The sequence below is a fragment of the Robertmurraya kyonggiensis genome, from assembly GCF_005116465.1.
GTDB lineage: Bacteria > Bacillota > Bacilli > Bacillales > Cytobacillaceae > Robertmurraya > Robertmurraya kyonggiensis.
On sequence record NZ_SWBM01000001.1, the window covers coordinates 768,405 to 780,328 of the forward strand.

Here is an 11,924-nt window from a genome sequence, read left to right on the forward strand (position 1 = left end):
TCATCACTACTCGTAAGCTTATACATAACCGGCCGTATGTAATCAGATAAACTTCTTCCTTTTCATTCTTTATGCAATTCTATACAGATAAAGTTAGGAGGGAATATATGAGTAAAGTAATTGAAGTAGTAGAAGAAATCGTGAGTCCCATTATTAATGAACTTAATCTCGAATTAGTAGATATTGAGTATGTAAAGGAAGGGAAAAATTGGTTCCTTCGTGTGTTCATTGATAAAGAAAATGGTGTTGACATTGAAGAGTGTGGAATGGTTAGTGAAAAGCTTAGTGAAAAGCTTGATGAACTTGACCCAATTCCATATAACTACTTTTTAGAGGTATCTTCTCCAGGTGCAGAACGACCTCTCAAAAAGGATAAGGATTATGAAAAGGCAATTGGAAAAAATGTGTTTATCAAAACGTATGAGCCAATCGATGGCGGAAAGACCTTTGAAGGGGTTTTAAAAGAATTCGCAGACGGTCAGATTACGATTGAGATGACAATCAAGACTAGGAAAAAATCCGTGCAAATTCCGTTTGATAAAATCGCAAATGCGCGACTTGCAGTCACTTTTTCTTAATAGTTCGTGCTTCAATCAAAAAAACATAAACAATCAGTTTATAGTGATCTAAAGGGGGATATATTCAAATGAGCAGTGAATTGCTTGATGCTCTTGATATACTTGAAAAAGAAAAAGGAATTTCAAGAGATGTAATTATTGAGGCGATTGAAGCGGCATTAATATCCGCGTATCGTAGAAACTTTAATCAAGCGCAAAATGTGAGAATAGACTTAAACCTTGGTACAGGCACAATGAAAGTCTATGCTCGTAAAGAAGTAGTGGATGAAGTATTTGATCCGCGCTTGGAAATTTCTGTTGAAGATGCTCGTCATATCAATCCAAACTATCAAATTGAAGATGTAGTAGAGCTTGAAGTAACACCAAAAGACTTCGGTCGAATTGCGGCGCAAACGGCTAAGCAAGTAGTTACTCAACGTGTCAGAGAAGCAGAACGTGGTATTATCTATTCTGAGTTTATTGATCGGGAAGAAGATATTATGACTGGTATCGTTCAACGTGTTGATTCTAAGTTTATCTATGTGAGCTTAGGGAAAATTGAAGCTATTTTACCAGCAAATGAACAAATGCCAAATGAAAGATACAAACCACATGATCGTATCAAAGTGTTCATTACAAAGGTAGAAAAAACAACGAAGGGTCCACAAATCTTTGTATCTCGTACACATCCTGGTCTGTTAAAACGATTATTTGAAATTGAAGTACCTGAGATTTATGACGGTACTGTTGAAATCAAATCCGTTTCAAGAGAAGCTGGGGATCGCTCGAAGATTTCTGTGCACTCTGAAAATCCAGAGGTTGATCCAGTTGGTTCTTGTGTAGGTCCAAAGGGAGCGAGAGTTCAGGCTGTTGTTAATGAACTTAAGGGTGAAAAGATCGATATCGTGAAGTGGTCAAATGATCCTGTTGTTTTTGTAGCGAATGCTTTAAGCCCATCTAAGGTGTTAGACGTTATCGTTAGTGAGGAAGAGAAAGCGACAACAGTTGTTGTTCCTGATTATCAACTGTCTTTAGCTATTGGAAAGCGTGGTCAGAACGCTCGTCTAGCGGCAAAGTTAACTGGATGGAAAATTGACATCAAGTCAGAGACAGATGCAAGAGAAGCAGGCATTTTCCCAAGAGAAGAAGGAATTCTTTTGTTTGATGAGGAAGATGACAATGATGAGCTAGATACAGATCTAAGCTTAGAGTATGAAAATGAGGATAATCTCGAGTAAAAAGAGGTGACGGATGAATGAACACTAGAAAAAAGGTTCCTTTGCGTAAATGTGTCGCTACTGGTGAAATGCGACCAAAAAAAGAACTCGTTCGCATCGTTCGTTCGAAAGAGGGTGAAGTGTCCATTGACCTAACGGGGAAGAAAAACGGCCGAGGTGCTTATCTTTCAAAAGACAAGGACGCAATTCTTTTAGCAAAAAAGAAAAACACTCTTAAAAATCACCTTGAGGTTGATATAGACGATTCAATTTATGATGAGTTACTCGAGTTAGTAAATAAGGAGAAACGACTATCCTAATGAAATCAAATCAATGGATGTCATTGCTTGGCTTAGCCAATCGAGCACGTAAAATTATTTCAGGTGAAGAGCTCGTCGTTAAAGAAATCAGAAGCGGCAAGGCAAAGCTTGTGTTGCTATCTGCGGACGCATCGGCTAACACTGCGAAAAAAGTGACGGATAAATGCAAATCCTATTCCGTTCCAGTCCGAATGGTAGAGAGTCGCGACTCTCTTGGACAATCGATAGGAAAAGAAGCCCGTGTCGTTGTGGCTGTGTTAGATGCAGGGTTTGCAAATAAGCTGAAACAATTGCTCGATTAATTCTTGCGGGGGTGAAATAATGAGTAAGATACGAGTTTACGAATATGCGAAGAAACATAATATTTCCAGTAAAGACGTAATTACAAAATTAAAAGAAATGAATATAGAGGTTTCGAATCATATGACAACAATCGAAGATGATACAATTCAGCAACTAGACCGTCTTTACAACAAAAAAGAGGGAAAACAACCTCAAAAAGAAAATTCTCAAGTGAAAAAAGCACCTGAGAAAAAAGTAGAGCAACAGCCTAAAAAGGCAGTCATCGCAGATGAGGAAGAAGACAAAAACGTTGGTCCTTCTACAGTGAAGGTAAAGACTGCTCCGAAAAACCGTGATGGTAAAAAAGTCGCACAAGAAACACAATCAAAGGAAAACAAAGTGTTCAAAGGAAACCAACCAAACAACAATTTTAAAAATAAAAATAACAAGAACCAAAAAAATAAAGGGAAGCATCAACAGCAACAGCAAGTAAACACTCAGCCTCCTAAGAAAAAAGAAAAAGAGCTTCCTGCTAAAATCACTTTTAGTGACTCTCTTACAGTTGCGGAGCTTGCAAAGAAACTTCATCGTGAGCCTTCTGAAATCATCAAAAAATTATTCTTACTTGGCGTAATGGCTACGATTAATCAGGATCTTGATAAAGATGCGATTGAATTAATAGCTTCAGAATATGGAGTTGAAGTAGAAGAAGAAATCAAGGTCGACGTTACTGATTTAGAAGTATATTTCACTCCGGATGAGGAATCTGAATTAGTAGAAAGACCATCTGTTGTAACGATCATGGGACACGTTGACCATGGTAAAACAACATTGCTTGATTCTATTCGTAATACAAAAGTGACAGCTGGAGAAGCTGGTGGGATTACACAGCATATCGGTGCTTACCAAGTAGAAGAGAATGGTAAGAAAATTACTTTCCTTGATACACCTGGACACGCAGCGTTTACAACTATGCGTGCACGTGGAGCGAAAATCACGGATATCACCATTCTTGTTGTTGCTGCTGACGATGGTGTAATGCCTCAAACAGTTGAAGCAATTAACCATGCTAAAGCTGCTGAAGTACCAATTATTGTTGCAGTAAACAAAATTGATAAAGAAGCTGCAAACCCTGACCGTGTAATGCAGGAATTAACTGAACATGGCTTAATCCCTGAAGCATGGGGTGGAGAAACAATCTTTGTTCCTCTTTCTGCTTTAACTGGTGAAGGAATTGACTCTTTACTTGAAATGATTCTACTTGTGAGTGAAGTAGAAGAGTATAAGGCAAACCCAGATCGCAAAGCGATTGGTACTGTTATTGAAGCTCAATTGGATAAAGGCCGTGGCTCAGTTGCGACCCTTCTTGTTCAAAATGGAACATTAAAAGTTGGAGATCCAATTGTAGTTGGTAATACATTTGGGCGTGTTCGTGCAATGGTCAATGACCTTGGTCGCCGTGTAAAAGAAGCTGGTCCGTCAACACCTGTAGAGATTACTGGTTTAAATGACGTACCTCAAGCTGGGGATCGCTTTGCTGTCTTTGAAGATGAAAAGACAGCTCGCCAGGTTGGAGAAGCTCGTGCTACACAAGCTCTTCAAGCACAAAGAAGTGAAAAGACACGTATTAGTCTTGATAATCTGTTTGACCACCTTAAACAAGGTGAAATGAAAGATTTAAATCTTATTGTAAAAGCTGACGTTCAAGGTTCAGTTGAGGCAGTAGCAGCTGCATTCCAAAAGCTAGAAGTGGAAGGTGTAAACGTAAAAATTATCCATACTGGTGTTGGAGCGATTAATGAATCTGACATCACATTGGCAGCCGCTTCAAATGCAATAGTGATTGGATTCAACGTTCGCCCTGATAATAATGCGAAGCGTGCAGCTGAATCAGAAGATGTAGATATTCGTCTACACAGAATTATTTATAAAGCGATTGAAGAAATTGAAGCTGCGATGAAAGGGATGCTGGATCCTGAGTTCCAAGAAAAGATTATTGGTCAAGCTGAAGTTCGTCAAACGTTTAAGGTTTCCAAAGTTGGAACAATCGCTGGTTCATATGTAACTGACGGTAAAATTACTCGTCATAGCGGAGTGCGCTTAATTCGTGACGGAATTGTTATTTTTGAAGGAGAAATTGATGCTTTAAGACGCTTCAAGGATGACGTAAAGGAAGTTGCACAAGGTTATGAGTGCGGTATTACAATTAAAAACTTCAATGATGTAAAAGAAGGCGACATCGTAGAAGCATATATTATGGAAGAAGTGGAACGTTAATGATAGTTGGCCTTGCGGTTTGCGAGTGTATTATTTATGATGCACATTCTCTAAAAGATAAGCGGTCCGTGTTGCAAAGGGTTTTGACTCGACTTAAGCAGAGATTCAATATTTCTGTATCCGAAGTAGAGTTTCAAGACGTCTGGCAAAGAACAAAGATTGCCATTGTAGCCGTAACCTCTTCGCAAGTTTCAACTGAAACAGAACTGCAAAACGCTCTAAATTTTATTGATTCCTTTCCTGAAATTGAAAGGACCATAACAGATATAGAGTGGTTATAGGTTGAGAATTTTCGTTCTCATTATAAAATAATTATTTTTATGAAGTGTAAGCTGCAGCTTGATTCAAGGAGTCGCACTTACACTTTCTATCAGACTAGAGGTGACTATAATGGGCCTTAGATCTAATCGTGTTGGAGAACAGATGAAGAAAGAGCTAGGCGAAATCATCGGACGGAAGATTAAAGACCCGCGGATCGGGTTTGTGACCGTTACTGATGTTCAGGTTACTGGAGATCTCCAGCAAGCAACGGTGTTTATCTCTGTGTTAGGTGATGAGGAACAACGAGAAAACACGTTGAAAGGTCTTGCGAAAGCGAAAGGATTCATCCGATCAGAGATCGGGCAAAGAATCCGTTTGCGCAAAACGCCTGAAATTACTTTTGAATTTGACGAATCAATAGATTACGGTAATCGTATTGATTCCCTTCTATATCAAATTAAGGAAGAGAATCATTCTAAGGATAATGACGAGCAAGAATAAGCTCGGGTTCTTTTTCAATAAGTACCAGGTACCACAAAACGAAGGGATAGACGAGGATGTCTATCTCTTTTTTTGTTGAGGAACTGTTATTGGCTATTGCTGATTTTTTAATTTCCGATAGACGCACCCACTTAATCGGAGAAATTCCGTTTATTTTGAAAAATTAATGGTTAATAGGTAAAATAAGCGGAAATTTTCTGCTAATTGACCTAAAAAACATTAAAATCATGAAAAATGTATAGTTTAACCGTAAAATTCCCGCCTATTTATAGAGAAATAGGTGCATTTCTTGATTTAGCCGGAATTTTTCCCCCTATTTTTCAATGTAATAAATTCGACATCCACCTTTAACAGAGCTTCTGTTGAGAAGACTATGTATCAACAAGAAAGATAAAGAAAACGGAGGTTTTTATATGGAAGGTATTTTACCACTATACAAACCAAGAGGAATGACATCACATGATTGTGTGTTTAAGCTGAGAAAAATTCTTCGCATGAAAAGAATTGGACATACAGGCACGTTAGACCCTGAAGTGGATGGTGTTCTACCAATTTGTCTCGGTCGTGCCACAAAGGTTGCTGAATACATAACAGATGCGGGAAAAACCTATGAAGGCGAAGTCACGATCGGTTTTTCAACGACGACAGAGGATGCTGGGGGAGAAGTAGTAAAAAGCAAGTTAGTTGAACGGGAATTTTCAAGAGACGAAATTCTCGCATGCTTAGCGAATTTAACAGGGGAGATTACCCAAACCCCACCAATGTTCTCTGCTGTAAAGGTAAATGGGAAAAGATTATATGAGTACGCACGCCAAGGAATCGAAATAGAACGTCCATCAAGACAAGTAACCATTTATGACATTGAACTATTAGATGAGCGACAATGCTTTGAAGGTGAAACGATTTCTTTTCGCTTCAGAGTATCGTGTAGCAAAGGCACTTATATCCGAACGCTAGCTGTTATGATCGGTGAAGAACTCGGCTATCCAGCCCATATGTCCGACCTAACAAGAATCAAGTCCGCACAGATCACTCTTGAGGATTGTATTACCTTAGAAGATGTTGAAAAATTAACAGCCGAAGGGTCTATTGAGAGGGTGTTAAGACCGATAGAATCGGCTTTATATTATTTGCCGAAATATGAAATTAGTGATAAATTAATTGAGAAAGTAAAAAATGGCGCAGCTTTACCAATCCCTGACGAATTTATTAATGAAAAGGGACCAATTGTGGTTGAAACGCCAGATGGTACAGCGTTAGCGATCTATCAAGCACATCCTCTTAAGGAAGGGCTAATGAAGCCAACAAAAGTATTGAAAATACAAGAGAACTCATAGCCAACTTTAAAAGCTGGCTATATATATTTCGTAAAAAAGTCGGTATTGTAGGAAATAGGTGAGAATCGCGTGGAAGTTATTCATATTCATCATCCATACAAAATTGAGCCCGGACAGTTTTCGCCAATGGCGGTTGGCTTAGGCTTCTTTGATGGAGTACATTTAGGACATCAGAAGGTAATCAATACCGTTCGTGAGATTGCCGAAGAAAAAGGGGTAAAGAGCGCAGTAATGACTTTCGATCCCCACCCATCCGTTGTTTTGCAAAAGAATGTAAAACATGTGGAGTATATTACTCCGATAAAAGAAAAGGCAAGATTAATAGAGGAATTAAATATCGATTATTTATTCGTTGTTCATTTCACGAAAGAATTTGCCAGTCTTTTACCAGAGGAATTTGTTGAACAATATTTGATTGGACTAAATGTCGTTCATGTTGTTGCTGGATTTGATTATTCATATGGGAAAATGGGAAAAGGAACGATGGAAACATTACCAGTTCATTCCCATGGGAAATTTGAAGTTACAGTTATTCCGAAGCTTACCTTAGAGAACGAGAAGATTAGCTCTACATTTATCCGTCACTTGATTAAAGAAGGACAGTTAGAAAAACTTCCTGCTTATTTAGGGAGATATTATACGACATCTGGCATTGTTATCCATGGAGATAAAAGAGGTAGAACGATTGGATTTCCAACGGCGAACACAGATGTTGACGATGCTTTTTTTATTCCTCCAATTGGGGTCTACTCCGTGAGGATTCTCGTAAATGGAGTATGGCATGAAGGGGTTTGTAATCTCGGCTATAAACCAACCTTTAAAGAAGAGCAAGCTCCAAAGCCTTCGATTGAAGTCCATATTTTTAACTTCAATGATGATATTTACGGACAAGAAGTAGTAATTGAATGGCATAATCGAATTCGACCTGAAAAGAAGTTCTCTGGCATTGAAGAGCTTGTTCAACAGATTGAAAGAGACAAGGAAAATGCCATTGAATATTTTAAGAAAATAATTGGAACGCAAGATGTAGTCTAAACTTGCTAGTCCGTAACCAAGTCGCCTGCGCTTTGGCACTTTCCACTTGCATTTTGTCGCAAAAAGTTGTATTCTAATAAACGTGAATTGATTTGTTAAATCATTCACGCCATAATATGAACCTTTGCTTGGCAAGTCGAGTCACCGACGCTTGCTGAAGCATTCGGGGATTTAAGAATTAGGAGGTGAAACGGATGGCAATCACTAAAGAACGTAAGAATGAACTTATCAATGAGTTCAAAACACACGAGAACGATACTGGTTCACCAGAAGTTCAAATCGCTGTCCTTACTGAAGAGATTAACAACTTAAATGAACATTTACGTACTCATAAGAAGGACCACCACTCACGTCGCGGTCTTTTGAAAATGGTAGGTAAACGTCGTAACCTTTTAACTTACCTTCGTAACAAAGATGTTCAACGTTACCGTGAGTTAATCACAAGACTTGGATTACGTCGTTAAAAGATGAAAAGCGGAAGAGCCTTGTTAGACCCGACAAGCACAAGACGAGCCGCTCAGAAAGGTGCTCTTTACCTTTCAGAGTGGATTGGCTTGTGACCTCGAGGGTCTAGGCTTTGAAGCTAGACAAGGAAAAGCGGGATTCTTCCCGCTTTTTTGTTAGCATGAAAAACTTGGAAAATTAATACATACTCGTTTATTTTAAGTCTGAAAAAAGATGTACATACTATAGAGGTACGCTATTCTTAGGTTATAAACCTAAACGAAGCATCTAAATTTTACTTTTGAATATAATTGTCTTCTAGCAAAAAGTTAGATGAAATTTATTATAAAAAATAATGTATTACATTAAATAGTTAGTTAGTAAGAGAGGGGTTAAAAAAGAATGGAACAAAAGAAGACCTTTTCTATAGATTGGGCTGGTCGTACTTTAACCGTCGAAATGGGCCAGCTTGCTAAGCAAGCAAACGGTGCTGTATTAGTCCGCTATGGGGATACTGCTGTGCTAAGTTCTGCAACAGCTTCAAAAGAACCGAAGAAATTAGATTTCTTCCCATTAACTGTGAATTATGAAGAAAGACTATATGCAGTCGGAAAAATTCCGGGTGGATTTATTAAAAGGGAAGGTCGTCCAAGTGAAAAGGCGATATTAGCAAGTCGTCTTATCGACCGACCGATTCGACCACTTTTTGCAGAGGGATTCCGTAACGAAGTACAAGTTATCAGCATCGTAATGAGTGTGGATCAAGATTGCTCATCCGAAATGGCTGCAATGTTTGGTTCATCACTTGCATTATCTATCTCTGATATTCCTTTTGAAGGACCAATTGCCGGAGTAACAGTGGGACGTGTTGATGGGAAGTTCATCATCAATCCGAACGTGGAAGAAGCAGAAAAAAGTGATATTCACCTTGTTGTTGCAGGTACAAAAGATGCGATAAACATGGTTGAAGCTGGGGCTGAAGAAGTACCAGAGGAAACAATGCTCGAAGCAATTATGTTCGGTCATGATGAAATTAAGCGTCTAATTGCCTTCCAAGAAGAAATCGTTGCTCAAGTCGGCAAAGAAAAAACGGAAGTCGTACTTTATATTTTAGATGAAGAATTAGAGGCTGAAATTCGTAACGAATGTGAAAAAGACATGATTCAAGCGATTCAGGTACAGGAAAAGCATGCGCGTGAAGATGCAATTAAGGCTGTTAAAGATCGCGTAGTAGCAAAATATGAAGAGCAAGAAGTAGACGATGATACTTTGAAGCAAGTGAAACAAATTTTGGACAAACTTGTAAAAGGGGAAGTTCGTCGACTTATTACGGAAGATAAGGTTCGTCCAGATGGCCGTAATCCTGATGAAATCCGTCCGTTATCTTCTGAAGTTGGGTTATTACCTCGTACGCATGGTTCAGGTCTATTTACGAGAGGTCAAACTCAAGCATTAAGTATTTGTACATTAGGTGCCCTAGGTGACGTGCAAATTCTTGATGGATTAGGAATCGAAGAAGAGAAACGTTTTATGCACCACTATAATTTCCCTAGCTTCAGTGTCGGGGAAACTGGCCCTATCAGAGGACCAGGTCGTCGTGAAATAGGTCACGGTGCACTTGGAGAACGTGCCTTAGAGCCGATTATTCCAGAGGAAAGTGATTTCCCATATACAATTCGTCTTGTATCAGAAGTATTAGAATCAAACGGTTCTACTTCTCAAGCAAGTATTTGTGCAAGTACTTTAGCGATGATGGATGCAGGGGTACCTATTAAGGCTCCAGTAGCTGGTATTGCGATGGGACTTGTGAAGTCTGGAGAACACTATACTGTCCTAACAGATATCCAAGGTATGGAAGATCATTTAGGCGATATGGACTTTAAAGTAGCTGGTACTGCTAAAGGTGTTACGGCACTTCAAATGGATATCAAGATTGATGGTCTATCTCGTGAGATACTTGAAGAAGCATTGTTACAAGCGAAAAAGGGACGTATGCAAATTCTTGATTCTATGCTTGCAACACTTTCTGCACCTAAGAATGAGCTTTCTAAGTATGCTCCAAAGATCTTAACGATGCATATCAATCCAGATAAGATTCGTGATGTTATTGGACCAAGCGGTAAGCAAATCAATAAAATTATCGAAGAAACAAATGTAAAAATCGATATCGAGCAAGATGGAACAGTCTTTATTTCTTCTACAGATGAGGAAATGAATCAAAAAGCGAAGAAGATTATTGAAGACATCGTTCGTGAAGTTGAAGTAGGACAAATGTATTTAGGAAAAGTAAAACGAATTGAAAAATTCGGAGCATTTGTAGAAATCTTTAACGGCAAAGATGGCTTAGTTCATATTTCAGAATTAGCAGAAGAGCGCGTAGGTAAAGTTGAAGATGTTGTCGCTATAGGTGATGAACTTCTTGTAAAAGTAACCGAAATTGACAAGCAAGGTCGTGTCAACTTATCTCGCAAAGCCGTTCTTAAAGAGCAACGAGAACAAAACGAACAAGCACAGAATTAAGGAGTATTCACTCACGTAAAGATTTTTTGTGCTCCTATACTTTTAAAAAGTCAGGGCAAGCCCTGGCTTTTTTGTGTATTACGTACGACTACTAGGAAGATGTCTAGCTCCAGCGCTTGTCGGGGCTAAACAAGCCGCCTCCGCATTTCAATGTTCTACCTTGTCCTAACCTTTCATAATTTGTTATGGAAGGAGGCAAATAAAATGAAAAAGTTTGCATATATTGCTATGATCATTTTACTTGGGGTATTAATCGTCAATAATTCTCTTACTGATCAGTATTTGGTAAAGTTAAAGGGTGATTCAGTTTTAACAAGTAAAAAAGCCGACCCTTTGTATGAGGAAATTAGCCTCAAAGCAAAGGAATATGAAAAACCCGCAATTGATGCCAAGATTGACCGAGTATGGAAGACCATTCCTGGAATTAATGGATTGAAAATTGACATAGATGCTTCCTATAAGAAAATGAAAAAGGCTGGGGAGTTTAATGAGGAAAGACTCGTGTTTACTGAAGTTTCGCCCTCCATTCATTTAACAGATCTTCCTCCTAGTCCGATTTACAAGGGGAACCCTGAGAAGCAAATGGTAAGCTTAATCATTAATGTTGCTTGGGGAAATGAGTATTTATCGCCAATGTTAGCTACCTTGAAAAAGAATCATGTGCGTGCGACGTTCTTCTTAGAAGGAAGATGGGTGAAAAACAATCCAGAACTAGCAAAAATAATTGTAGCAGCAGGGCATGAAGTAGGAAATCATTCTTACACTCATCCAGATATGAAACGTTTATCTGGTGCAATGCTTAGGCAGGAAATATCTAAAACAAATGAAGTTATTAAAGCAACTACAGGTAAAGTACCAACCTTACTTGCACCCCCAAGTGGGAGTATGCGTGATGAAGTTGTTTCGATTGCAGCTGAATACGATTTAAGAACCATTATGTGGAGTGTAGACACAATCGATTGGCAAAAACCAACACCTGAAGTGCTTATTCAGCGTGTGGTGACTAAAGTTCATCCTGGGGCCATCGTATTAATGCACCCAACAGCCTCAACAGAAAAAGCGTTAGACCAATTAATTAAAGAAATAAAGGGGAAAAATTTCGAACTAGATACTGTATCGGAGTTAATTAGTGAAGAAAGATAATCTCGTTCAAGAACCTAATAAGTTAGGATT

12 protein-coding genes are annotated in these 11,924 nt (G+C 38.7%); all 12 read left to right on the forward strand.

The genetic code is table 11. The features are described 5' to 3' along the window. Positions 1-107 precede the first annotated feature (107 nt). The 12 genes from rimP to FA727_RS03885 all read left to right on the forward strand — a co-directional run bounded on the left by rimP (position 108) and on the right by FA727_RS03885 (position 11,894). Entirely contained in the window at positions 108-578 is a 471-nt protein-coding gene (gene rimP / locus FA727_RS03830; protein WP_136829392.1) for a ribosome maturation factor RimP, read from the forward strand. Positions 579-646: 68 nt separating this feature from the next. Beyond that, positions 647-1,795 carry a transcription termination factor NusA gene (nusA, locus tag FA727_RS03835; protein WP_136829393.1) on the forward strand — a complete coding sequence of 383 codons (1,149 nt, stop codon included), beginning with the start codon at positions 647-649 and terminating at the stop codon, positions 1,793-1,795. A 17-nt stretch (positions 1,796-1,812) separates the two neighbouring features. Further along, complete coding sequence (rnpM, locus tag FA727_RS03840) at positions 1,813-2,094, forward strand: RNase P modulator RnpM (RefSeq protein WP_136829394.1); 282 nt, start codon at positions 1,813-1,815, stop codon at positions 2,092-2,094. Beyond that, the gene (locus FA727_RS03845) at positions 2,094-2,396 is read left to right on the forward strand and encodes a YlxQ family RNA-binding protein (protein WP_126406038.1); all 303 of its coding nucleotides are present in this window, start codon (positions 2,094-2,096) and stop codon (positions 2,394-2,396) included. Before rnpM ends, FA727_RS03845 begins: the two co-directional genes overlap by 1 nt. 19 nt (positions 2,397-2,415) lie before the next feature. Then, positions 2,416-4,653: a translation initiation factor IF-2 gene (gene infB, locus FA727_RS03850; RefSeq protein ID WP_136829395.1), complete on the forward strand. Its 2,238-nt coding sequence runs from the start codon at positions 2,416-2,418 to the stop codon at positions 4,651-4,653. After that, positions 4,653-4,934 (forward strand): DUF503 domain-containing protein, encoded by a 282-nt coding sequence (locus FA727_RS03855; RefSeq protein ID WP_136829396.1) that lies wholly within the window; start codon positions 4,653-4,655, stop codon positions 4,932-4,934. Before infB ends, FA727_RS03855 begins: the two co-directional genes overlap by 1 nt. Before the next feature lie 109 nt (positions 4,935-5,043). Beyond that, positions 5,044-5,415 carry a 30S ribosome-binding factor RbfA gene (rbfA, locus tag FA727_RS03860; protein WP_136829397.1) on the forward strand — a complete coding sequence of 124 codons (372 nt, stop codon included), beginning with the start codon at positions 5,044-5,046 and terminating at the stop codon, positions 5,413-5,415. A gap of 413 nt (positions 5,416-5,828) precedes the next feature. Continuing rightward, positions 5,829-6,752, forward strand: coding sequence for a tRNA pseudouridine(55) synthase TruB (gene truB / locus FA727_RS03865; RefSeq protein ID WP_136829398.1), 924 nt, complete (start codon positions 5,829-5,831; stop codon positions 6,750-6,752). A 69-nt stretch (positions 6,753-6,821) separates the two neighbouring features. Continuing rightward, positions 6,822-7,787 carry a bifunctional riboflavin kinase/FAD synthetase gene (gene ribF / locus FA727_RS03870; protein WP_136829399.1) on the forward strand — a complete coding sequence of 322 codons (966 nt, stop codon included), beginning with the start codon at positions 6,822-6,824 and terminating at the stop codon, positions 7,785-7,787. Between the two features lie 194 nt (positions 7,788-7,981). After that, positions 7,982-8,251, forward strand: a complete 270-nt coding sequence (gene rpsO / locus FA727_RS03875; protein ID WP_126406054.1) for a 30S ribosomal protein S15 — start codon at positions 7,982-7,984, stop codon at positions 8,249-8,251. Between the two features lie 382 nt (positions 8,252-8,633). Next, positions 8,634-10,751: a polyribonucleotide nucleotidyltransferase gene (pnp, locus tag FA727_RS03880; protein ID WP_136829400.1), complete on the forward strand. Its 2,118-nt coding sequence runs from the start codon at positions 8,634-8,636 to the stop codon at positions 10,749-10,751. 204 nt (positions 10,752-10,955) lie between these two features. Continuing rightward, positions 10,956-11,894 carry a polysaccharide deacetylase family protein gene (locus FA727_RS03885; protein ID WP_136829401.1) on the forward strand — a complete coding sequence of 313 codons (939 nt, stop codon included), beginning with the start codon at positions 10,956-10,958 and terminating at the stop codon, positions 11,892-11,894. Positions 11,895-11,924 lie beyond the last annotated feature (30 nt).